We start from the raw sequence: 23,553 nt of genomic DNA on the forward strand, positions 1-23,553 counted from the left end.
TGAATAGCCGATCAAGCCAAATCTTTACCCGCGATGCTTCTCAAATGTACGACTTCTTGCGCGAATTGTTTCCGATCTGCCGGAGCATCACCGGCCCAGGCCTGCGGGAGACGATCCACCGCATCGGCACTCGCATACCCCTGACCATCCATGAGGTGCCGACCGGCACGGCGATCCTAGACTGGACCGTTCCGAACGAGTGGAGCATCCGGTCGGCGACGATCGAGACCCTCGACGGGCGGGTCGTAATGGATTTCGCCGACAACAACCTCCATGTCGTCGGCTACAGCAAACCTGTGGACGCGGTGCTGTCTCGCGAGGAGCTCGCCCGGCATGTGCACACGCTGCCGGACCAGCCGACGCTGATCCCCTACCGCACGGGCTATTTCGCCGACTCCTTTGGCTTCTGCCTCAGCCATCAGACCTGGACGGCCATGACGGACGAGCAGTATCGCGTCCGTATCGACAGCACGCTGGCACCCGGCAGCATGACCCTTGGCGAACTGTTGCTGCCGGGGTCGACAGACAAGGAGATCCTTCTCTCGATCCACTGCTGCCATCCGGCGCTCGCCAACGACAACCTGTCCGGGATCGTGATCGCCACCGAACTCGCCAAGCGGCTCGCCGGTGTTTCGCGCCGACATGCAGTGCGGTTCCTGTTCGGGCCCGGAACACTCGGGGCGCTGACGTGGCTCTCCTGGAACCAGGACGCCGCCCGGAAAGTCGCGGCGGGTCTGGTGCTGACGTGCCTCGGCGACGCGGGGCCCTATCACTACAAACAGTCGCGGCAGGGCACGTCGGCGACGGACCGGGCCGTGGCACAAGTGCTGGCGGACGAGGGAGAGCCGCTGACGGTGCTGCCGTTCGCCCCGGTCGGCTACGACGAGCGCCAATACTGCTCGCCCGGGTTCGACCTGCCGGTCGGCTGCTTCATGCGTACGCCGAACGGCCGCTACCCGGAGTATCACACCTCCGCGGACGACCCCTCGCTGGTCAGACCGGAGTCGCTGGAGCGGTCGCTCGATATCCTGGAGAAGATCATCGCCGTGATCGACCGCGACGCCACCTACGAGCGGGTCGACGGACGCGGCGAGCCGCAGTTGGGCCGGCGGGGGCTCTATCGACTGGTTTCCGGCCAGGCCGGCCGGTCGACCTCGCAGGAAGCTTTGCTGTGGGTTCTCAACCTTGCCGATGGACGGCATTCGCTGCTGGACATGGCCGCGAGGTCGGGCCTGACCTTCCAGTCCGTCGCCGCGGCGGCGGATCTTCTATTGGATACCCAGCTGATTCGAGAAATGTCTCAATAGTCGGGTGTGTTCTTTGCGCTTTATTCAGGTTGTACAGCTACAAAGCCGGCAATACCGAGGGGAGTATCATGGCACGGATCGCCGAATGCCGCTGCTGCGGGTCCACTGACATCGAAACCGTTTGGGATCTCGGTCTGCAGCCGATCGCGAACGACCTGAAGAACCCGGGAACCGATCCGGCGTCGGAGGCGAAGTTCCCGCTCGAGGTCGCGTTCTGCAAGTCCTGCGCGCTGATGCAGATCACGGAAACCATCCCGCCGGACGTTCTGTTCAACGCCGACTACCCCTACTATTCCTCGGTGTCGAAGCATCTGCTGGAGCACAGCAAGGCACACGTGGACTCGCTGTTGGCGGAACGGACCCTCGGGCCGGACTCCCTCGTCGTGGAAGTGGCGAGCAACGACGGCTATCTCCTGAAGAACTTCCTGGCAGCGGGCGTGCCCGTGCTCGGCGTCGACCCGGCGAGCGGTCCTGCGCAGACCGCGAACGCGGCGGGCATTCCCACCATCAACACCTTCTTCAGCCGCCGCGTCGCCGAAAAGCTGGCCGCGGAAGGCAAGCTGGCCGACGTGGTGATCGCCAACAACGTCGCCGCGCACGTGGACCAGATCAACGATTTCATCGACGGGTTCAGGATCATCCTGAAGGACGATGGCATTGCCGAGATCGAGGTCGCCTATCTCCTCGATCTGGTGGAAAAGGTCGCCTTCGACACGATCTACCACGAGCACCTCTTCTACCATTCGCTGATCGCCTTGAAGGCCTTGTTCAAGCACAACGGCCTCCACCTCAACGATGCCCTGCGCATCGAGATGCACGGCGGATCGATCCGGGTCCGCGTCTCCAAGCAGGAAGGCGAAAGCGAGCGGCTGAAGGCGCTGCTCGCGCACGAATACGCGCTCGGCATGGACAAGGTCGACTTCTACCGGGGCTTCAGCCAGCGGATGGAAGAGACCCGGAGCAACCTGGAAGCGCTTCTCCTGAAGCTGAAGGCGGAAGGCAAGCGGATCGCAGCCTACGGTGCGGCGGCCAAGGGTGCGACGCTGCTCAACTATCTGCGGCTGCCGAAGGGTACGCTGGAGTATGTTGTGGATCTCAACCCGCACAAGGTCGGCAAGCTGCTTCCCGGCGTTCTGCTGACGATCCAGCCGGTCGACATCCTGCCGAACGACGTGCCCGATTTCGTGCTGCTGCTGGCATGGAATTTCGGACGGGAGATCATCGCCCAGCAGTCGGCGATCGCCCAGCTCGGCTCGCGGTTCATCATGCCGGTCCCGCTGCCGCGGATCGTCCGGGAAACCTCCGAGGTCTGACGATTGAAGCCGATCGCAATGTGATCCTTTCCGCCCCGCGGTGCGAGGCGGACTGGGCCACCCCTCGCGATGTTACTTATCCGATTTCTTTCGTCTTTTTCTGATATGTTAATTATCGCCATTGCACGTTGTCCTCACCCCAACAGTGAAGACATGGCGATGAACCTCAACAACATCCCTCTTCAGCGCCTGCTCGGCGCGCTGGTTCTTTTCGGCGTAGGTGTTGCGATGTTCGTGCCACTAGGCGTGTCGTCGTACACCATGGAGCATAGCGTCGCGCAGCAGGCGATAGAGAAGCAGACGCTGTCGGTGATCGGCGCTGCCGCACTGGCAAGTCGGGATATTGCCGGCCTCTCGTATGAAACAACGAGCGACGGTGCAGTCAGCCGGATCGTCGCCGAGGCACTGCCGCCCTTCGCAGAGCACACGTTGGTCGACGAAATCAGCGCCATGTACGGCGGCGTCGCGACTGTGTTCGGCTACGATCAAGGCAGCGACGATTTCGTCCGGCTGAGTACTTCCATCAAGAAGGAAGACGGCAGCCGAGCGATCGGGACGATGCTCGGCAAGGACAGCGCCGCCTACGGTGCCGTACGCCGGGGGGAACGGTTTCTCGGCGAAGCGACCATTCTTGGCCAGCCCTACTACACTGCCTACCAGCCGATCGTCTCTTCGGGCGGCAAGCTCGTAGGGCTTCTCTTCACCGGCGTCACAAAGGAAAGCATCACTGAAATCGGGGATCGCCTGCTACGCGATATCATCGTCGTCGTGGTCTGTGCGTTCGCTTTTTTGGCGCCCGCCATTCTGTTGATGGTCCGTCGTATCGTCGCGGCCATCCCGGCGCTCGCTCGTATCATGGACGAGCTCGCGGCTGAAAAATATGATGTTTCGATCCCGTTCATCGACGCTCGCAACGAATTCGGAGGAATGGCCCGCTCGATACAGGTGTTTCGGGACTCCGGCCTGGAGCGCAACCGGCTCAGCGCGGAACAGCGCGCATCGACCGAAGCCCGGCTGCAGCGCCAGTCCGATACGGACCGAGCGATCGCCGTGTTCCAGAAGGACATGGGAACGGTCCTCGCCAAGGTTTCCTCCACCATGAGCGAGATGATGGCGAGCGCCCGCCGCCTCAACGACATTTCACGGCAGACTGCCGACGGAGCGACGTCGGCGGCAAACGCCTCTGCAGACGCCGCGGGCAACGTCAGCACCGTCGCCAGCGCCGCTGAGGAACTGACGTCATCCATCCATGAAATCTCGGCACAGGTCTCGCGCGTGAAAACCGTTGTGGTGGAGACCACGGAAGCCACCGGCGACGCCAATCGACGGGTCGGCAGTCTTGCCGAAGCGGCCGCCAAGATCGGAGAAGTCGTCACACTGATCCAGGCGATTGCAGAGCAGACAAACCTCTTGGCGCTCAACGCGACGATCGAAGCGGCCCGAGCCGGCGATGCCGGCCGCGGCTTTGCGGTGGTCGCTCAGGAGGTGAAATCGCTGGCGGCACAGACCGCGCGGGCGACCGAGGATATCGGGCGGCAGATTTCCGGGATCCAGTCCTCCACCAACGACGCGGTGACCGCTATCGGCGCCATCGCGACCCGGATGGAGGAGGTCAACCGCTTCACGATCGCCATGGCTGCCGCCGTCGAGGAGCAAGGTGCGGCGACCGGTGAGATCAGCCGCAATGCGGCCCGGGCCTCGGACGGCTCGATGGTCGTTAACGAGAACATCGCCGCTGTTTCCAACGCTGCCAGCGAGACGATCTCGACGGCCACGAACGTTGCGGCTGCATCCAAGGCAGTGGTTGAGGAGACGGATCGTCTGAGTGCGGGGATCGACCGGTTTCTCAAGGAAGTCGCGGCCGCGTGACGGCCTGATCACGCACCGAATCGCTCACCAAAAAAACGGGCGGAGGTTCGCACCTCCGCCCGTTTCGTCTCCAGGCCTTGCCGGATCGATCAGCCGGCCGCCGTAACTGCGCGCTTGCCCATCACCTTCACCAGGTTGGCGCGGTAGGCCGCGTCGCCGTGGATGTCGGAGAGGAGTTCGCTGCTGTCGACGGTGAGGCCGTCGAGCGCGGAGGCCGAGAAGTTGGCCGCCAGCGCGCGCTCGGCATCGGCCCAGCGGAAGACGCCGTTGGAGCCGGCGCCGGTCACCGCCACGCGGACGCCGCCGGACGTGACCGCCACGAACACGCCAGCCATCGCATAGCGGGACGCCGGGTTGGCGAACTTGGCATAGGCAGCCTTTGTGGGCACCGGGAAGACGAACTTGACGATGATCTCGTCCTCTTCCAGGGCCGTCGTGAACATGCCGAGGAAGAAGTCGTCGGCCGCGATCTCGCGCTTGTTGGTGACGACGGTCGCGCCGAGGCCGAGGACGGCGGAGGGATAGTCCGCCGCCGGGTCGTCGTTGGCGACGGAGCCGCCGATCGTGCCGGCGTAGCGCACATGCGGATCGCCAATGCCCGAGGCGAGCTTGGCGAGCGCCGGAATCGCGCTCTTCACGTCGGCCGACGTGGACACGGCATAGTGCGTCGTGCCCGCGCCGATGGTGACCGTGCCGCCCGAAACCGTGATCCCCTTCAGCTCGTCGAGACGGCCGAGGTCGATCAGGTTGGAGGGCGCCGCGAGACGCTGCTTCATGGTCGGGATGAGCGTCTGCCCTCCCGCCAGGAGCTTGGCCTCGGACGCCGAGGCGAGCAGGGAGGTCGCCTCGGACAGCGAAGACGGCCGGTGGTACGTGGTCTGGTACATGGGGTACGTCTCCTCTTCTCAGGCGTTACCGTGGATCGCCGCCCACACCTTGGCGGGCGTGGCCGGCATGGAAATGTCACGCACGCCGATGGCGTTGGTGATCGCGTTGATCACCGCCGGGGGCGAGCCGATCGCGCCGGCTTCGCCGCAGCCCTTCATGCCGAGCGGATTACCCGGGCAGACGGTCTTGGTGTGCATGACGTTGAAGGACGGCACGTCGTCGGCGCGCGGCATCGTGTAGTCCATGTAGGAGCCGGTCAGCAGCTGGCCGCTCTCGGTGTCGTAGGAGACTCCTTCGAGCAGCGCCTGGCCGATGCCCTGGGCCAGACCGCCGTGGACCTGACCTTCGACGATCATCGGGTTGATGATGTTGCCGAAGTCGTCGGCGGCGACGAACTGCATGATCTCCACCTTGCCGGTCTCCGGATCGACCTCGACCTCACAGACATAGGTCCCGGACGGGAAGGTGAAGTTCGACGGATCGTAGAAGGCGCCTTCCTTCAGGCCCGGCTCCATGCCGGCCGGCAGGTTGTGGGCGGTGTAGGCCGCCAGGGCAACCTGGAAGAAGGGCAGCTTCTTGTCGGTGCCAGCGACCTTTAGTTCGCCGTTCTCGATCACGATGTCGGCTTCGGAGGCCTCCATGAGGTGGGCGGCGATCTTCTTGGCCTTGGCCTCGACCTTGTCCAGCGCCTTGACGATCGCCGACATGCCGACGGCGCCCGAGCGGGAGCCGTAGGTGCCCATGCCGAACTGCACCTTGTCGGTGTCGCCGTGGACGATCTGGATGTTGTTGATGCCGACACCGAGCCGCTCGTTGACGAGCTGGGCGAAGGTGGTCTCGTGGCCCTGGCCGTGGCTGTGCGATCCGGTGAGGATCTCGATCGAACCGACCGGGTTGACGCGGACTTCGGCCGATTCCCACAGTCCGACGCCGGCGCCGAGCGATCCGACCGCCTGGGACGGGGCGATGCCGCAGGCCTCGATGTAGCAGGAAAGGCCGATGCCGCGCAGCTTGCCGCGAGCCGCGGACTCCGCCTTGCGGGCGGCAAAGCCGGCGTAGTCGGAGGCTTCCAGCGCCTTCGACATGTGGGCTTCGTAGTCGCCCGCGTCATAGCACATGATGACGGGGGTCTGGTGCGGGAAGGACGTGATGAAGTTCTTGCGCCGCAGTTCCACCGGATCCTCGCCGAGCTCGCGCGCGGCGGTCTCCATCATGCGCTCAAGGAGATATGTAGCCTCGGGACGCCCTGCGCCGCGGTAGGCGTCGACGGGCACCGTGTTGGTGTAGACCGCCTCGACGTTCGCGTGGATCGCAGGGATGTCGTACTGGCCCGACAGCAGCGTGGCGTAGAGATAGGTCGGCACCGACGACGAGAAGGTCGACATGTAGGCGCCGAGGTTGGCGATGGTATGGACCCGGAAGCCGACGATCTTGTTGTTGGCGTCGAATCCCATCTCGGCATGGGTGACGTGGTCGCGGCCGTGGCAGTCGGTGAGGAAGGCCTCGGTACGGTCCGCCGTCCACTTCACCGGACGGCCGCCGATACGCTTGGACGCCCAGAGCGCGACGGTCTCTTCCGGATAGATGAAGATCTTGGCGCCGAAGCCGCCACCGACGTCCGGAGCCACCACGCGCAGCTTGTGCTCCGGGGCGATGCCGACGAAGGCCGACAGCACGAGACGGGCGACGTGCGGGTTCTGGGTGGTGTTGTAGAGCGTGAAGTGCTCTTCCGCCTCGTCGTAGGAGCCGATCGCGGAGCGGGGCTCCATCGGGTTCGGAGACAGGCGGTTGTTGACGATATCCATCGTCACGATCCGGGCGGCCGAGGCGAGGGCTGCGTCCGTCGCGGCCTTGTCGCCGATCTCCCAGTCGTAGATCAGGTTGTTCGGGGCCTCGGCGTGCACCTGCGGCGCGCCCGGGGCGGTGGCGCCGGCCAGATCGATGATCGCCGGCAGGACCTCGTACTCCACCTCAACCAGTTCGGCAGCGTCGCGGGCCTGGTTCTTGGTCTCGGCGATGACGACCGCGACCTGATCGCCCACGTGGCGGACCTTGTCGAAGGCGATCGCCGGATGGGCGCCCGCCTTCATCGGCGTGCCGTCCTTGGAGTGGATCATCCAGCCGCAGATCAGGCCGCCGATCTTGTCGCCGGCGAGGTCGGCGCCGGTGAGGACGTCGACGACGCCCGGGGCTGCCTTGGCCTTCGACACGTCGATCGACAGGATCTTCGCATGCGCATGCGGCGAGCGGACGAAGACCGCCTGGGTCATGTCCTTCAGCGCGATGTCGTCGGTGTACCGGCCCTTGCCGGTGATAAAGCGCTTGTCTTCCTTGCGGGTGACGCGCGCACCAATGCCTTCGACTCCCATGGTTTCCTCCCAGAATCCCGTGGTTCGATGATTACTCGGCGGCCTGGGTCAGACCGGCCATCTCGTTGGCCGCCGCCTGGATCGCCTTGACGATGTTGTGGTAGCCGGTGCAGCGACAGATGTTGCCTTCCAGCTCGTGCCGGATGGTCGCCTCGTCGAGGTTGGCGCCATAACGGTTGATCATGTCGACCGCGGCCATGATCATGCCGGGCGTGCAGAAGCCGCACTGGAGGCCGTGGTGCTCGCGGAACGCAGCCTGCACCGGATGCAGCTGGTCGCCGCTGGCGAGGCCTTCGATCGTGGTCACCGAGCGGCCGTCGGCCTGGACGGCGAGCATGGTGCACGATTTCACGGCGATGCCGTCGACGTGCACGACGCAAGCGCCGCACTGCGAGGTGTCGCAGCCGACGTGGGTTCCGGTGAGACCGACGTTCTCGCGAATGAAGTTCACGAGAAGCGTGCGGTCCTCAACCGTACCGGTGACGGATTTTCCGTTCACCGTCATCGAGATGGATGCCATAGTCTCCTCCCCTTGGACCTTCCTGTTGGTGGATCTTCCGTGTTCGGCGGCCGGGCCCTCCCTGGCTCCCACCGCCATCATGCCATGTATCAGCGCGTCGCCAGGATCAGGACGACGATCAGGACGGCGAGCGTCACGAGACCCCAGACCATGGGTCCGGACGGGCCCGACTTGATCGCCGCGGTCTCGACCCGCGCCTCCACTTCGCGCTCCACCGCGTCGGCCGTGTGTACCGCGCGATCGAGCGCGTCCTCCTTGAGGACAGTCGGGCCGCCGTCGGGCTCGACCTCCGTCGCGTCGACGCCGCCGGCCGCAGCTGCCGCGCCGACCTTTTCGGTGAAGGCGGAGAAGAACTGGTCGGCCATCATCTTGGCGGTGCCGTCGATCAGCCGGCTGCCGAGCTGGGCCAGCTTGCCGCCGACCTGCGCCTTGGCGGTGTAGGTCAGGATCGTGCCGGCGCCGTCATCCAGGAGAGCGACGTCGGCGCCGCCCTTGGCGAAGCCGGCAACGCCGCCGGTGCCCTCACCGACAATCGAGTAGCTGGTCGGCGGGTTCAAGTTTTCAAGACGGACCTTGCCGGCGAACTTGGCCTTCACAGGGCCGATCTTGGCCACGACGGTGGCCGCCATCTCGTCGCCGTTCTTCTCAAGAGTCTCGCACCCGGGGATGCACGCCTTGAGGACATCGGGATCGTTCAGAGCCTCCCAAACGGCCTGGCGAGGCGCCGGAATTCGGTATTCGCCTGTCATGTCCATCGGCGGGCTCCTCCATGCTCTGCGCACCCGTTCAGGCAGGTGTCTCATGGGCGACGAACGTAGCGTCGGCGGCGCGCAGCGCGGTATTGTACTTTCGGTCTCCGCGGCTGGGCAGCCCTTCCGTGCGACCAATCGGAGCGGGTCACGCCGATTGCTTGCCCTCGGACGCGACCCGGCCCCATATTCAAACCAACGAAAACTTGGGTTGGGAGAGGAAGCGCGCTTGTCCGCACCTGGCGCCGGCGAAGATTTCGCCTGCGGGATCAAAGCCCTATCGGTCAGCGAAGCGAGCCTCGAGGAGGCGATCGCCATGCTGCGGCATGGCCTCGATCCGAGTGAAGTCGGCTTTCTTCTCCTGTTCTTCACAGCCTCCTTCGATGCGGACGAGTTGACCGAGGCAGTCGCCAGGCTGTTTCCGGGTACGCCGACCGCCGGCTGCTCGACGGCCGGCGAGATCTCCTCGGAAGGCTTCAGCGACGGTGGACTGGTGGCGATCGCCTTTCCGCGCACCGGCTTCGACGTGGTTTCCACGGTGATCCCGGAGGTCGGTCGGCTCTCGGTCGACCGGGGATCGGAGGCGGTGCTGCGGCTGAAGGCCGAACTGGCGCGCAAGCGGCCCGGTGCCAAACCGGGCAAGACCTTCGCACTCAGCCTGATCGACGGACTCTGCATGCGCGAGGAGGCGGTGGTCTCCTCGATCGACTGGGCGCTCGGCGAGATCCCGCTGGTGGGCGGATCGGCTGGCGACGGGCTCGCCTTCCGGGGCACCTCTCTGCTGCATGACGGCCGCCTGCATCGGGACGCGGCGGTGCTGATCCTGGTCCACACGGACCACCCTTTCGAGGTCTTCAAATCCGACAACTTCACCCCGACCGACCGCAAGCTGGTGGTCACGGCCTCCGATCCGGCCAACCGCACGGTCTTCGAGCTGAACGCGGAAGTGGCTGCCTACGAATACGCGACGGTGGTGGGCCTCGATCCGACACGTCTTTCGCCGTTCGGGTTCGCGTCGCACCCGATGGTGGTGCGGGTCGGGGGCGAGTATTTCTGCCGGTCGCTGCGGTGCACGAACGCGGACGGCTCGTTGTCGTTCTTCTGCGCGATCGACGACGGCGTGGTGCTCACCGTCGCCAAGCCAATGGACCTCGTCGACAGCATCCAGTCGACCTTCGAGCGCCTCGACCGCGATCTCGGCGGGATCGACTGGATCCTTGGCTTCGATTGCGTGCTGCGCCGGCTCGACGCCCAGAACCGGCAGGTCACGCACAAGGTGTCGGAACTCTACCGGCGGCATCGCGTCTACGGGTTCAACACCTACGGCGAGCAGTACCGCACGATGCATCTCAACCAGACCTTTACCGGGATTGCGATCGGGCGCGGGGGCGCGCCGCGATGAAGGAGGACGCGCCCTTCCTCCTGGCGCCGCCGCCGAGAACCGTTCCGGTCACCGAAGTCGACGACCGCGAGGCGGCGCTGCTGGAGCGGATCCGCCGGCTGGAGAAGATCAACGCTGCGCTGATGGACCGCGTCGAGCGGTCAACCGACGTGCATGGCAACGCCTATTCGCTGTTCCAGACGGCGATCGACCTGGAACTGCAGGTGCGGTCGCGGACCGAAGAACTGACCGCCGTGCTCAGGCGGCTGGAGCAATCCAACGAAGAGCTCCGGCGTGCCAAGGACGAGGCGGAACAGGCCAACCTCTACAAGACCCGTTTCCTTGCGGCGGCCGGGCACGACCTGCTGCAGCCGCTAAATGCTGCCCGTCTGACCGTGTCCGCCCTGCAGGAGGTGCAGGAAGGGGCCGAAGGTGTCCGGCTGTCGGACCGGGTGGATCGGGCGCTGCAAACGATCGAAGAGTTGCTGAAGACGCTGCTCGACATCTCCAAGCTCGATGCCGGCGTGACCAAGCCGGACCTGAAGACCGTCGCCCTTGGCGAGATGCTGGATGGGCTCGCCTCCGACTTCACCCCCATCGTGGCGCAGAAGGGGCTGTCGTTCCGGACGGTACCCAGCCGGGCGTTCGTCAGGACCGATCCGCTTCTCCTCCGGCGCATCCTGCAGAACCTGATCTCGAACGCGGTCCGCTATACGCCGAAGGGCGGCGTTGTCGTCGGCGCAAGGCGGTTCGGGCGCGACGGCGTGCGGATCGTCGTGGCCGACAGCGGCATCGGCATTCCCGCGACCGAGCACGAGGCTATCTTCGAGGAGTTTCATCGCGGCGCGGCGCCCGCCGGCGACGGATCAGCCGGCCTCGGCCTCGGGTTGGCGATCGTCAAGCGCATGGTGCAGGCGCTGGGGCACAAGCTGGAGTTCCGTTCGATCGAAGGGCGAGGAACGGTCTTCTCGGTCACGGTTCCCGCCGCCGATCCTCTGACCACGCCGACGCCGGCCGCACGCGAACGGGCCGCCCTGAAGACGTTCGGCGTTGCCGACGCCAAGGTGCTGGTGGTGGAGAACGACGAGGCCGTCCGGGCGGCGACCGCCCACCTCCTGTCGCGCTGGAGTTGCCGCGTCTGGAGCGCACGGTCGCTCAGCGACGTGGTCTCCTTCGCTCCGACTGGACCCGTCCCGGACCTCATCCTGGCCGACTACCACCTGGACAACGGAGAAACCGGCCTCGACGCGATCAGCCATGTCCGCAAACATTTCCTGCGGCAGATCCCGGCGGTCATTGTCACGGCGAACGCCAGCGAGGACGTAGCCCGGCGGTCCCGCACGATGGGCTGCGAGATCCTGCAGAAGCCGGTGAAGCCGGCCGAACTCCGGGCCCTGATGGCGCACCTGCTCGGCTGAAGTCAGCCCTCCTGGTCGGCCAGGACCTGCTCGAAATCGATGCGCGAGGCCTCGATGACGGCCTGGGTGCGGCTGTAGACGCCGAGCTTGCGCAGGATCTCTGAGACGTGGGCCTTCACCGTGGTCTCGCCGACGTTGAGCTCGAAGGCGATCTGCTTGTTGAGCAGGCCCTGCCGCAGCATCTTCAGGACGCGGACCTGCTGCGGTGTCAGCGTCTTGAGCTTGAGCACGAGGTCGCTGCGGCTCGGGTCCACGGGTTCGGCGGCCGACTGGATGCCCTGGGGCACATAGACGTTGCCGGCCATCACCTCGCCGATGGCGCGGCCGAGTTCGTCGCGGCGGACCGATTTCGGTATGAAGCCCGCGACGCCGTAGGAGAGAGCCTCGCGGACGATCCGCGCGTCCTCGAGGCCGGAGACGACGACGATCGGCAGGCGGGGAAAGCTGGTGCGCAGCTTCAGGAGCCCGTCGAAGCCGCTGACGTCCGGCATCGACAAGTCGAGGAGCGCGAGATCGACGGACAGGCCCTTGGAGAGCAGGTCCGCCGCCATGTCGATGGACCCGGCCTCGCGGATCTCCGCATCGGGCCAGTCCCGCTGGATCACGCTCTGCAGCGCCTCCCGGAAGAGAGGATGGTCGTCGACGATCAGAAAGCGGGTCATGCGGGCCTCATCCAGCCGGTGATGCGGCTGGATGGAAGTCTATGCCTTCGGAGCCGCCGCGGAAACCGTCCGTTTGGCGGACGACGGCGTCAAAGGATCCTGGAGATCTCGTCGACCGGAAGACGCGGGTTGCGCGGATGCAGCCTGGTGCGGTCTCCGTAGCCGAGATTGACCAGGAGGAGCGAACGCCAGGTGCCGCCGGCAAAGAACGCGGTGTTCACGCCTTCCTTGTCGAAGCCGCCCATCGGGCCGGCGTCCAGGCCGAGAGCACGGGCCGCGATGATGAAATAGCCGGCCTGCAGTGCCCCGTTCATGGCAGCGGAGGCTTCAATCGCAGGCCCCTGAAACCAGTCCTTGGCTCCCGGTGCATGCGGGAAGGTGCGGGCCATGGTGTCCGGGAAGGCCAGGTCGTAGGCGAGGATGGCCGTGACGGGAGCGGCGAGCGTCTTTGCCCGGTTTCCTTCGGAAAGGTGCGGCGAGAGCTTGGCCTTGGCCTCTTCGCTGCGCACGAAGGCAACGCGGTACGGAACGGAGTTGGCTGCGGTGGGACCGAACTCGGCGAGTTCCACCAGCGTGTTCAGCGTCTCGTCGGAAACGGGCGTGTCGAGGAAGGCGTTGTAGGTCCGCGCTTCGCGGAAGAGCAGATCGAGTGCAGCGGCGTCGAGGGCGCCGGAAACAGGTACGGCTGCGATGTCCATGGGGAGGTCCTTGCTGGGTCGTCAATTCCAACAAGGTAGATAGGAACTGGCTTCTGATTTGGTTAGGTCGCTGCAATGCGACACACTGTTCACCGTATTGCACCCGAACGGAAAAGGCAGCGGTCGCTGCATGGGGACCGCGGCCTCTGCGGGTAAGCGTTTCCTCAGGAGGTCGCGCGGGCTTCGCTGACTTCGGGCAGGAAGTGCCGGAGGAGGTTCTGGATGCCGTGCCGCAGCGTCGCGGTCGACGACGGACAGCCGGCACAGGCGCCGCGCATGTTGAGGTAGACCACGCCGTCCTTGAAGGAGCGGAAGGTGATGTCGCCGCCATCGGCCGCGACGGCGGGACGCACGCGGGTGTCCAGCAACTCCTTGATGGTCGCCACGGTCTCCTCGTCGGCGGGGTCGTAGTCCTCGGCGACGTCGGCCGAGCCGCGGTCAGCGCCGGCGAGGATCGGCGCGCCGGACATGAAATGCTCCATGATGGCGCCGAGAACCGCCGGCTTCAGGCGGGCCCAGTCACTGTCGTTCTTGGTCACGGTGATGAAGTCGTAGCCGAAGAAGACGCTGGTCACGCCCGGAACGGTGAAGAGGGCTGCGGCGAGCGGCGAGGCAGCAGCCTCGGCTTCGGAACGGAACTCCAGCGGGCCATCGTCGTAGACCACGCGGCCGGGAAGGAATTTGAGCGTCGCGGGGTTGGGCGTCGCTTCGGTCTGGATGAACATGGAACAGGCTCCGGGAGAGGGACGCCGTCCACGGGCGCCACCTTGGAATTCTTCTAAGACTGGAAGATAGCCATTCCTGCGGAACGATCAAGCCGTTCCGGGATCAACACCCCGTCAGGCGACTGCCGCAATGTCCTCGTCGGTGAGATCGCCTGGAACGATGGTCACGGGAATCGGGAAGCCGCCCGATTTCGCGGCCATGTGGGCGACCAACGGCCCCGGACCCTCCGTGCCGGTGGAGGTGGCGAGCACCAGGATCGCGATGTCGCGGTCCTCCTCGATCAGCGATACGATCGCATCGGCCGGCTTCCCCTCGCGGATGACCATCTCGGCGTCGATCGCGACCATGGCGCGGACGCGTTCGGCGAATCTGGTCAGCCGCGCCTCGGCCTCGTCCATGGCTTCGGCGCGCATGATCGTCTCCACCCCGCGCCAGTGTTGGAAGTCGCCCGGCTCGATCACGGTCAGGAGCACCAGCACGCCGTTGGTGCGGGCGGCGCGGCTGGCGGCATAGACCACCGCGCGATCGCACTCGGGCGATTCGTCGATCACGGCGAGGAACTTGCGGCGGTGCCCTTCTTCCCGGGCAAGGCGTTTGGATACCATGCCCCTATGTAGCGTCGCGGCGGGTCCGGCGGCAAGCCGGGGGGATGCCGGAGGGGGCAGGAGCGGGCTGCGCGGGAGCATTTGCACCGCGACGAGACAATCCCTAGGGTGCGGTTTTTCCGACGCGGCGACGCCAATGACGACAAGAAACGACATCGAAGTCCTGATCGACGAAACCGTTGTCCGCGCCGAGATCGCGGCGCTTTGTCGGGAAGCGCAGGTCCAGGGGAAGGGTGACCCGCGGGCGGCCATCGTCGCCGTGCTGAAGCGGGTGAATGCGGAAGGCCGGGAAACCGCGCGCACGCTGCTGACGCAGGATCGCAAGGGCATGCTCTGCGCGGAGCGGCTCTCCCACCTCATGGATACGATCATCCGCATCGCCTACGACCATGCGATCGAGCGGGTGTTCAAGGTGGACAATCCGTCGTCGTCGGAGCGCATGGCGCTCGCCGCGGTCGGCGGCTACGGACGCGGCACGCTGGGGCCGGGCTCGGACGTCGACCTGCTCTTCCTGCTGCCCTACAAGCAGACGCCCTGGGGCGAGAGCGTCGTGGAATACGTGCTTTACGTTCTCTGGGACCTCGGCTTCAAGGTCGGGCACGCCACCCGCCGGGTGGACGAGTGCATCCGCCTCGCCCGTTCCGACATGACGATCCGAACCGCCGTGCTGGAGGCACGCTGGATCTGGGGCGACAAGCCTCTCTTCGAGGAACTGCGCCGGCGCTTCCTTGCCGACGTGGTGAAGGGAACCGGACCGGAGTTCATCCAGGCCAAGCTGGCCGAACGCGACGAACGGCACCGACGGCAGGGCGCGTCGCGCTATCTGGTGGAGCCCAACGTCAAGGAGGGCAAGGGGGGCCTGCGCGACCTCCACACGCTGTTCTGGATCGCCAAATACTTCTACCAGGTGTCCAGCACCGACGAGCTGGTGCGCCTCGGCGTGTTCTCGCGGCAGGAGATGAACCGCTTCCACAAGTGCGAGGACTTCCTCTGGGCGGTCCGCTGCTTCCTGCACTTCATCACCCGGCGGGCGGACGACCGCGTCGGCTTCGATGTCCAGCGCGAGCTTTCAAACCTGCTCGGCTACCAGGAGCATCCCGGGCTGACGCCGGTGGAGCGCTTCATGAAGCACTACTTCCTGGTGGCCAAGGATGTCGGCGACCTTACCCGCATCTTCTGCGCGGCGCTGGAGGAAAATCATGCCAAGCCGATGCCGGTGCTCGACCGGGTGCTCAGCAAGGCAATGCGCCGCCGGCACAAGTCGATTCCCGGCCATCCGCAGTTCATCGTCGACCACGACCGCCTGATGGTCCAGGACGACAGCGTGTTCGTCCGGGACCCGGTCAACCTGATCCGCATCTTCCATGTTGCGGATCGCACGGAGCTCGCCTTCCATCCCGATGCGCTGAAGCTGATCACGCGGTCGCTGCGCCTCGTCGACGCCTCGCTGCGGGAGAACGAGGAGGCGAACCGGCTGTTTCTGGAGCTTCTCTCGTCGAAGAACCACGCCGAAGCGGTGCTGCGCGCCATGAACGAGACCGGCGTGCTCGGCCGCTTCGTTCCCGATTTCGGCAAGGTCGTGGCGATGATGCAGTTCAACATGTACCACCACTACACGGTGGACGAGCACACCATCCGGGCCATCGGCATCCTCGCCTCCATCGAGCGCGGTGAATCGCCGGACTCCAATCCCCTCTCCGTGGAGATCATGAAGCACCTGCCGCACCGGCGCGTGCTCTATTTCGCCCTCTTCCTGCACGACATCGCTAAGGGCCGGCCGGAGGATCATTCGATCGCCGGCGCCAAGATCGCCCGGCGGCTCGGACCGCGCTTCGGATTCTCGCCGGCGGAGACGGAACTGGCGGCCTGGCTGGTCGAGCAGCACCTGACCATGTCGATTACCGCCCAGTCCCGAGACCTCGCCGACCGCAAGACGATCCGCGATTTCGCCGCCGTGGTGCAGACGCTGGAGCGAATGAAGCTGCTGATCGTGCTGACGGTGGCCGACATCCGGGCGGTCGGCCCAGGCGTCTGGAACGGCTGGAAGGGCCAGTTGCTTCGCACGCTCTACTACGAGACGGAGCCCTATCTCCTCGGCGGGCACAGCCAGCTGTCGCGTGACCAGCGCGTCGCGGCGGCCAAGCGGGAACTCGCGGACCGGCTTTCAGACTGGGCGCAGACGGAACGCGACCGCTACATGGAGCGGCACTACTCGCCCTACTGGCTGCGCGTCGACATCGCCGACAAGGTCGCCCACGCCCACCTTCTCAAGAAAAGCGACGAGGCCAGCCGGCGGCTGGCGACCGCCTTCGGCACCAAGCGCTTCGAGGCGGTGACGGAAATCACAGTGGTCGCCCCCGACCACCCCCGCCTTCTCTCCACGCTCGCCGGCGCGTGCACCGCCGCCGGTGCCAACATCGTGGACGCGCAGATCTTCACGACCACCGACGGCCTCGCCCTCGACACCATCGTTGTCAGCCGCGAGTTCGCCGAGGACGCCGACGAAACGCGGCGGGCGGGACGGATCTGCAGCCTGATCGAGGCGGCGCTGGAAGGGCGGGAGCGGGTGCCCGACATGGTCGCTAAGCGGGTGGCGACCAAGAAGCCGCCGAAGGCCTTCATCCTGCCGACGGAGGTCAGCCTGGACAACACGCTGTCGGAGCAGTTCACCGTCATCGAGGTGTCGGGGCTGGACAGGCCAGGACTGCTCTACGACCTCACCCGGGCGATCTCCGATCTCAACCTCAACATCGCATCGGCGCATGTGGCGACCTTCGGCGAGCGGGCGGTAGACGTGTTCTACGTCACCGATCTCACCCGGCAGAAGATCCAGACCTCGCCGAGGCAGGCGGCGATCAAGCGACGGATCACGGCGGCTTTCGACGGTGTTGCGGAGACGAAGCCGGCGCGCAAGGCCGGGTGAGCCGGACGGGCATGGCATGGCGGTCTATTTCACCAGCGATACGCATTTCGGCGATCCGCGCGTGCTGCGGATCGACCGACGGCCGTTCCCGGATCTCGCCTCCCACGACGCGGCGCTGATCGAGGCGTGGAACGAGACCGTCGGGCCAGACGACGAGGTATGGCACCTCGGGGATTTCTGTCTGGCCAAGCCGGCCGAGCGGGCTTCGACCCTGCTGTCACGCCTCAACGGACGAAAGCACCTCATCATCGGCAACAACGACGGACCGTCGACGCTGGAAAATCCGGCATGGGCGAGCGTCGGGCATTATCGCGAACTGGAACTGGACGGCACGCACCTGGTGCTCTGCCACTATCCGTTCCGGACCTGGAACCACATGGGAAAAGGCTGGATCGACCTGCACGGCCACAGCCACGGCAAGCTGAAGCCGATGCCGCGGCAGTTCGACGTCGGCGTGGACGTGTTCGGATTCCGGCCGGTGCCGCTGCCGGCCATCCTGTCGTCGCGGACGCGCAAGGCCGCCGCTCGGGCTTGATGATCTTCAGGCGAGGTGGCGTTCCAGGAAAACCTCGTCCACCGCTTGGCCGTTGATGACGGCATGGCGTTCGGCAACGCCGACAGTGCGAAACCCCTGGCTGGCATAGAAGGCAAGCGCGGCGGGGTTGTCAGCGCGTACCGTCGCCATCAGCTTGGCGAAGCCGCGCGTCCGGGCCGCCGCCAGCATCGAGGTTGCGAGGCTGCGGCCGACGCCGCGCCCGCGCGCCGCTGCGGCGACGAAGGTGCTGATCTCCCCGACGTGAGCGAACGCGGGGCCGCCGGCATGGGGCAGAACGTCCTGGACGCCGAGGATCTCGCCGCCGGCAAGATCGACGGCCGCCAGGAACAGTGCACGCGACGGTATATTCCGGATGAAGGACCGCTCGTCGTCCTCACTCAGAGGCTCCACCATCACAGTCAGCCGGCGGGTCTCGATGATGGCGTTGAGGAGATTGGCGATCGCCGCGGCGTCCGTCTCCACCACGGGTCGTATCACGATCGTCATCCCGGCATCTCCCTTCCCAAGATGGGCGATAGGATCGCATGAAAGGCGCGGCTGCAATCGCCGGCGGAGCGGGTCGGCGTATTGCCTGCCCTTTCCACATCTCAATGCCCGGCGCCTCATCTCACCGCGTGCCCCGCGGCTCCCGTTTTGGTAGCGTCCCGCCCATGACCGAGCACTCCCCCCTGGACGAGGACGCCGCGGCCGGCCACGTGACGCCGGTGATGGCGCAGTTCATCGAGATCAAGGCCGCAAACCCGGACTGCCTGCTGTTCTTCCGGATGGGCGACTTCTACGAGCTGTTCTTCGATGACGCAGAGGTGGCCTCGCGCGCGCTCGGCATCACCCTCACCAAGCGCGGCAAGCACCTCGGACAGGACATCCCGATGTGCGGGGTGCCGCTCCACACGGCCGACGACTACCTGCAGCGGCTGATCGCGCTCGGTCACCGTGTCGCGGTGTGCGAGCAGATGGAGGATCCGGCGGAAGCCCGCAAGCGGGGCGGCAAGTCGATCGTCCGGCGCGACGTGGTTCGCCTCGTCACGCCGGGTACTCTGACCGAGGAGAACCTTCTCGACTCGCGCCGCTCCAACTGGCTCGCCGGCCTGGCGCGGAGCCGCGGGTCGGACGGCACGGCGGACCGCTTCGCCCTCGCCTGGCTCGACATGTCGACGGGCACCTTTCGGCTTTGCGAGTGCGAACCGGCGGGCCTGCCGGCCCTGCTCGCGCGGGTGGAGCCAAAGGAGCTGCTGGTTCCCGACAATCTCCTGGAAGACGACGGCCTGCGCCAGGTCGTGAAGACCGCCGGAGCGGAGATCGTGCCGGTGCCGCGCGCCTTCTTCGACGGCGCGACCGCGCATGACAGGCTGGCCTCCTTCTACGCCGTGCGGTCGCTCGACGCCTTCGGGTTGTTCAGCCGGCTGGAGCTGTCGGCGGCGGCTGCGCTGGTGGCCTATGTGGAGAAGACGCAGGTCGGCAACCGGCCGCCCCTCGACCCGCCGGCGCGGGAGCGGGAAAGCGGGGCGATGGCCATCGACGCGGCGACCCGCGCCAACCTGGAACTGATCCGAACCATGGCCGGCGAGCGGCGCGGGAGCCTTCTGGCCGCCGTCGACCGCACCGTCACCGGATCCGGGGCGCGTCTGCTCGCCGATCGGATCGCCTGCCCGCTGACCGACCCGGAGACGATCCGCAACCGGCTGGATGCGGTCGACCTGTTTGTTGCGGAGCCGGCGTTGCGGGCCCGCGTCCGCGAAGACCTCCGACGCACGCCCGACATGGCGCGCGCCCTCACCCGTCTGACGCTGGGGCGCGGCGGACCGCGCGACCTCGCCGCACTGGCCGCCGGCCTGACGGCCGCTGCCGCCCTCGCGGAGCAGATCGCGACCGTGGACCCCCTCGGCGCCGAGATCGCAGCGGCGGTGAAGGCCCTTCGTGCAGCGCCGCACCAGCTCGGGCTGGATATCGCAGCCACTCTCGCCGACGAGCTTCCGCTGCTGAAGCGGGACGGGGGGTTCGTACGGGCCGGCTGTCGCGGCGACCTCGACGAGGCGCGGGCTCTCAGGGACGAAAGTCGGCAGGTCATCGCTTCATTGCAGTCGACCTACATGAGCCTATCGGACATCCGCTCGCTGAAGATCCGGCATAACGGCGTGCTCGGATACTTCGTGGAGGTCGCGCCCAACTACGGCGCGGCGATGATGGCCGAGCCGCTCAACCGCACCTTCATCCACCGGCAGACCCTCGCCAACGCAGTCCGTTTCTCCACCACCGAACTCGGCGAACTGGAGGGGCGGATCGCCTCGGCGGGTGAGCGGGCGCTCGGTATCGAGCTCTCCGTGTTCGATGAACTGGCGGCCCGCGTGATCGCGGCCGCCAGCCCGGTGAAGCGGGCGGCCGAGGCAATCGCGGTGATCGACGTCGCGAGCGCGCTGGCCGACCTGGCGGAAGCGGAGGGGTATGTCAGGCCGCGGGTGGACGACAGCCTTGCTTTCGCGATCGACGCTGGACGCCATCCGGTGGTGGAGCAGATGCTGCGGGAGGACGGAGCAACCTTCGTGGCGAACGGTTGCGACGTGGGTACCCGCGACGACCAGGCCGCCGGACAGCTGTGGCTGGTGACCGGACCCAACATGGCGGGCAAGTCCACGTTTCTTCGCCAGAACGCGTTGATCGCCGTGCTGGCGCAGGCCGGGTCGCACGTGCCGGCGCGGTCGGCGCACATCGGCGTGGTCGACCGCCTGTTCAGCCGCGTCGGTGCGGCCGACGACCTTGCGCGGGGACGGTCCACCTTCATGGTGGAGATGATCGAGACCGCGGCGATCCTCAACCAGGCGGGACCGCGTGCCTTCGTCATCCTCGACGAGATCGGCCGTGGAACCGCAACCTACGACGGCCTTGCGATCGCCTGGGCGACGGTGGAGCACCTGCACGAGGTGAACCGGTCACGGGCGCTGTTCGCGACCCACTACCACGAATTGACCGCCCTCAACGAACGACTGGCGCGGGTGGCGAACGCCACCGTGAAGGTCAAGGAATGGAAGGGCGACGTCGTTTTCCTGCACGAGATCGTGCCGGGAGCGGCCGACCGCTCCTATGGCATCCAGGTCGCCAAGCTCGCCGGGCTCCCGGCGGTGGTGGTGGACCGTGCCCGGTCGGTGCTGGAGGAACTCGAGCGGTCCGGCGGCAACAACGCCCCGGCGGTGCTCGACGACCTGCCGCTGTTCTCCGCGGCTCGCCGACGGCCTGCACCTCCGGTCGATACGGGACCGAACACCGAGAACGAGATCACCCTGCTGCTGGCGGCACTGCAGCCTGACGATCTGACGCCACGAGAAGCGTTGGAGGAACTCTACCGTCTCAAGGCAGCGTTTCAACGGTCCGTCAAGCCAGGTTGAAGGCTCCATCGGCGAAGCTGCTGACTTGTCCCTTCGCACCGTATATTGACGAGAACAGTTGCGGCAACGCGCATGTAACATTCAGTTGCCGGGGGTGGCATCAGACACATGGCCGGGTCTCCTTCGCCGCGCGTCTTTTCGGCCCAGCTCCACTTCGTGGCGCTGGTGACGCTTCTCCTGGTGCCGATCATCGCGGCGGCGATGTTCCTGGCCGTGCGCTTCAGCACGACCGAACGGGAACGCTACACCCTTGACGCGATGGCGGTCGCCGAACGGATCAGCGCCTCGATCGACCGCAAGGTACTCGGCTACGAGGAGGCGCTCGCGGTGTTCGCCGCCGCCGCGCTCGGCACCGGCGGGGCGGTGATCCCGCCCTCTGCCGATGCAGTGAGGAACGCAGCGGCCGCTCTGTCCGGGACACTGATCGTGAAGCGGGCGGACGGCTCCGTTCTCGCGGCCAGCGACGGAAAGGCGGTTCCCCGAGGACTGACCCCGAGCGAACAAGACGCGATCGCATCCGGCGAGCCAGCGGTTTCGGGGCTCGAGTCGGCGGACGGCGGAACGCCGGTGGTAACGGTGTCCGTGCCGCTGACCGATCAGCCCGGATCGGTCGGCGTGATCAGCCTATCGTTCTCCCCGAAAACCCTCGCCGACATCCTAGCCGCGGAGAACCTGCCGGAAGCCTGGGTAGGCGCCATCGTCGACAAGAACGACCTGATCGTCGCGCGGTCGCGCCAGCACGAGCGCTTTCTCGGTGCGGTCGCCACGGAGGATCTGCGGCGGAACGCGGTCGGCGAGCGCGGCGCCTGGAAGGGCACCACCAAGGAGGGCGTCGCGGTTCTGTCGGCTCATGTGCGTTCCCCGGTGACGGGTTGGCGGATCGCGACCGGCGTGCCGATGCTGGCGGTGGAGCAGCCGCTCCGCCAATCGCTGTTCTGGATCACCGGCGTAGGTCTCGCCGGGCTCTCCTTCTCGGTGCTGGCCGCCGCGATGTTCGGTCGACGGATTTCGCGGGCGCTTACCAATCTGGCGACGGCCGCCACCGCCGTCGGCCAGGCAACGCCGCTGCACAAGCCAGCGCCGACGACGATCCGCGAGATCAATCTGATCGGCGATTCCATCCATCACGCCGCGCAGGAGCTCAACAAGCGCGCGGAAGCCCGAAACCGGGCCGAGAATGCCCTGGCGACCATCAACGGGCGGCTGGAACGCGTGCTCAACGCCTCGCCCGTCGGTATCGTGGAGTTCGCGCCGGATCGGACGATCACCTTTGCAAACCATGCCGCCGGGACGATCCTGAAGCTGACACGGGCCGAGTTGGAAGGCCGCAAGGTGGATGACAAGGATTGGGGCATCGCCGACATTAACGGCCGGCCCATCCCCCCCGAGGATCTGCCCGCTTCCCGCGCCTTGCGCGGTGAAACGGTGTTCGGCTACGAGTTCGCGATCTCCGGTCCGGACGGCGGCGAGCAGACGATCCTGTCGGTCAACGCGATTCCGGTGATGGACGGCGACAGGCTGGAAGGCGTTCTGACCGCCTTCACCGACGTGACCAAGCGCCTGGAGGTGGAGCGGCATCAGCGGCTGCTGATCAACGAACTCAACCACCGGGTCAAGAACACCCTCGCCACGGTGAATTCCATCGCCGCGCAGAGCCTCAGGTCAAACGTCGACACCGTCGTCGCCCGCGAAGCCTTCACCGGCCGCATCGTGGCGCTGGCGCAGGCGCATGACGTTCTCACGCGGGAGCGTTGGGAAGGCGCCGACCTCCGGGACATCGTGACATCGGCGGTGGAGCCGCATGACGGCGAACGCTTCGGCATCACCGGCGTGCCGGTGCGGCTGGCGCCGCAGACGGCGCTCTCCGTGGCGATGGCACTGCACGAACTGTCGACCAACGCGGTGAAGTACGGCGCGCTGTCGGTTCAGGGCGGGCACGTGCGGATCAGCTGGGTGCTGGTTCCCGCCGGCCCCGTCAAGCGGCTTCAATTCCGCTGGCAGGAAATCGGCGGGCCGCCTGTGGAAGAGCCGGCCCGCCGCGGGTTCGGCAGCCGGATGATCGAAACGGGGCTGTCTCGCGAACTGGATGGCGAGGTGCGGATCCTGTTCGAGCCGGACGGCGTGGTCTGCACCATCGACGCCCCGCTCGAGGATGCATGAGGGCGCCTGGCGGACGCTCTCATGCCGGT

Annotated in this window: 18 protein-coding genes; 9 read left to right on the plus strand and 9 right to left on the minus strand. The window is 66.4% G+C overall.

What is annotated here, in order from left to right:
- The first annotated feature begins 44 nt into the window (after positions 1 to 44).
- The 3 genes from HZ321_RS03740 to HZ321_RS03750 all read left to right on the plus strand — a co-directional run bounded on the left by HZ321_RS03740 (position 45) and on the right by HZ321_RS03750 (position 4,489).
- On the plus strand, positions 45 to 1,307 hold the full coding sequence (locus HZ321_RS03740; RefSeq protein ID WP_244635550.1) for a DUF4910 domain-containing protein: 1,263 nt from the start codon (positions 45 to 47) through the stop codon (positions 1,305 to 1,307).
- Between the two features lie 68 nt (positions 1,308 to 1,375).
- A complete protein-coding gene (locus HZ321_RS03745; RefSeq protein WP_181700351.1) occupies positions 1,376 to 2,620 on the plus strand; it encodes a class I SAM-dependent methyltransferase in 1,245 nt (414 codons plus the stop codon).
- Positions 2,621 to 2,779: 159 nt separating this feature from the next.
- Positions 2,780 to 4,489 carry a methyl-accepting chemotaxis protein gene (locus tag HZ321_RS03750; protein ID WP_181700352.1) on the plus strand — a complete coding sequence of 570 codons (1,710 nt, stop codon included), beginning with the start codon at positions 2,780 to 2,782 and terminating at the stop codon, positions 4,487 to 4,489.
- Positions 4,490 to 4,578: 89 nt separating this feature from the next.
- Here the strand turns inward: HZ321_RS03750 and HZ321_RS03755 are convergent, their stop codons facing one another.
- The 4 genes from HZ321_RS03755 to HZ321_RS03770 form a co-directional block, all read right to left on the minus strand.
- On the minus strand, positions 4,579 to 5,376 hold the full coding sequence (locus tag HZ321_RS03755) for an FAD binding domain-containing protein (protein WP_181700354.1): 798 nt from the start codon (positions 5,374 to 5,376) through the stop codon (positions 4,579 to 4,581).
- Positions 5,377 to 5,394: 18 nt separating this feature from the next.
- Entirely contained in the window at positions 5,395 to 7,746 is a 2,352-nt protein-coding gene (locus HZ321_RS03760) for a xanthine dehydrogenase family protein molybdopterin-binding subunit (RefSeq protein ID WP_181700356.1), read from the minus strand.
- 31 nt (positions 7,747 to 7,777) lie between these two features.
- Positions 7,778 to 8,266, minus strand: coding sequence for a (2Fe-2S)-binding protein (locus HZ321_RS03765; protein WP_181700358.1), 489 nt, complete (start codon positions 8,264 to 8,266; stop codon positions 7,778 to 7,780).
- A gap of 89 nt (positions 8,267 to 8,355) precedes the next feature.
- A complete protein-coding gene (locus tag HZ321_RS03770) occupies positions 8,356 to 9,021 on the minus strand; it encodes an SRPBCC family protein (protein WP_181700360.1) in 666 nt (221 codons plus the stop codon).
- A gap of 223 nt (positions 9,022 to 9,244) precedes the next feature.
- On the opposite strand from HZ321_RS03770, the gene HZ321_RS03775 reads away from it, so the two are divergent.
- Together HZ321_RS03775 and HZ321_RS03780 are read left to right on the plus strand one after the other, a co-directional pair.
- Positions 9,245 to 10,417 carry an FIST N-terminal domain-containing protein gene (locus tag HZ321_RS03775; protein ID WP_244635552.1) on the plus strand — a complete coding sequence of 391 codons (1,173 nt, stop codon included), beginning with the start codon at positions 9,245 to 9,247 and terminating at the stop codon, positions 10,415 to 10,417.
- A complete protein-coding gene (locus tag HZ321_RS03780) occupies positions 10,414 to 11,814 on the plus strand; it encodes an ATP-binding response regulator (RefSeq protein ID WP_181700362.1) in 1,401 nt (466 codons plus the stop codon). The genes HZ321_RS03775 and HZ321_RS03780 overlap by 4 nt, the downstream gene beginning before the upstream one ends.
- Positions 11,815 to 11,816: 2 nt before the next feature.
- Here HZ321_RS03780 and HZ321_RS03785 read toward each other — a convergent pair whose 3' ends face one another.
- From HZ321_RS03785 to HZ321_RS03800, 4 genes are all read right to left on the minus strand, one after another.
- On the minus strand, positions 11,817 to 12,476 hold the full coding sequence (locus tag HZ321_RS03785; RefSeq protein ID WP_181700363.1) for a response regulator: 660 nt from the start codon (positions 12,474 to 12,476) through the stop codon (positions 11,817 to 11,819).
- Between the two features lie 89 nt (positions 12,477 to 12,565).
- Complete coding sequence (locus HZ321_RS03790; RefSeq protein ID WP_181700365.1) at positions 12,566 to 13,174, minus strand: malonic semialdehyde reductase; 609 nt, start codon at positions 13,172 to 13,174, stop codon at positions 12,566 to 12,568.
- A 164-nt stretch (positions 13,175 to 13,338) separates the two neighbouring features.
- Positions 13,339 to 13,899, minus strand: coding sequence for a NifU family protein (locus tag HZ321_RS03795; protein ID WP_181700367.1), 561 nt, complete (start codon positions 13,897 to 13,899; stop codon positions 13,339 to 13,341).
- 114 nt (positions 13,900 to 14,013) lie between these two features.
- Positions 14,014 to 14,505 carry a universal stress protein gene (locus HZ321_RS03800; protein WP_181700368.1) on the minus strand — a complete coding sequence of 164 codons (492 nt, stop codon included), beginning with the start codon at positions 14,503 to 14,505 and terminating at the stop codon, positions 14,014 to 14,016.
- 136 nt (positions 14,506 to 14,641) lie between these two features.
- Between HZ321_RS03800 and HZ321_RS03805 the strand changes: the two genes are divergently transcribed.
- Entirely contained in the window at positions 14,642 to 17,428 is a 2,787-nt protein-coding gene (locus HZ321_RS03805; protein WP_181700370.1) for a [protein-PII] uridylyltransferase, read from the plus strand.
- A 16-nt stretch (positions 17,429 to 17,444) separates the two neighbouring features.
- Positions 17,445 to 17,963 carry a metallophosphoesterase family protein gene (locus HZ321_RS03810; protein WP_181700372.1) on the plus strand — a complete coding sequence of 173 codons (519 nt, stop codon included), beginning with the start codon at positions 17,445 to 17,447 and terminating at the stop codon, positions 17,961 to 17,963.
- 6 nt (positions 17,964 to 17,969) lie between these two features.
- On the opposite strand, the gene HZ321_RS03815 is transcribed toward HZ321_RS03810, so the two are convergent.
- Positions 17,970 to 18,470, minus strand: coding sequence for a GNAT family N-acetyltransferase (locus HZ321_RS03815; RefSeq protein ID WP_181700374.1), 501 nt, complete (start codon positions 18,468 to 18,470; stop codon positions 17,970 to 17,972).
- A gap of 164 nt (positions 18,471 to 18,634) precedes the next feature.
- On the opposite strand from HZ321_RS03815, the gene mutS reads away from it, so the two are divergent.
- Both mutS and HZ321_RS03825 read left to right on the plus strand, forming a co-directional pair.
- Positions 18,635 to 21,364, plus strand: a complete 2,730-nt coding sequence (mutS, locus tag HZ321_RS03820) for a DNA mismatch repair protein MutS (protein WP_244635554.1) — start codon at positions 18,635 to 18,637, stop codon at positions 21,362 to 21,364.
- A 108-nt stretch (positions 21,365 to 21,472) separates the two neighbouring features.
- A complete protein-coding gene (locus tag HZ321_RS03825) occupies positions 21,473 to 23,524 on the plus strand; it encodes a sensor histidine kinase (RefSeq protein ID WP_181700376.1) in 2,052 nt (683 codons plus the stop codon).
- Positions 23,525 to 23,553: the final 29 nt, after the last annotated feature.

This window comes from Chthonobacter albigriseus, from assembly GCF_013839445.1.
In the GTDB taxonomy this organism is placed as follows: Bacteria; Pseudomonadota; Alphaproteobacteria; order Rhizobiales; family Pleomorphomonadaceae; genus Chthonobacter; species Chthonobacter albigriseus.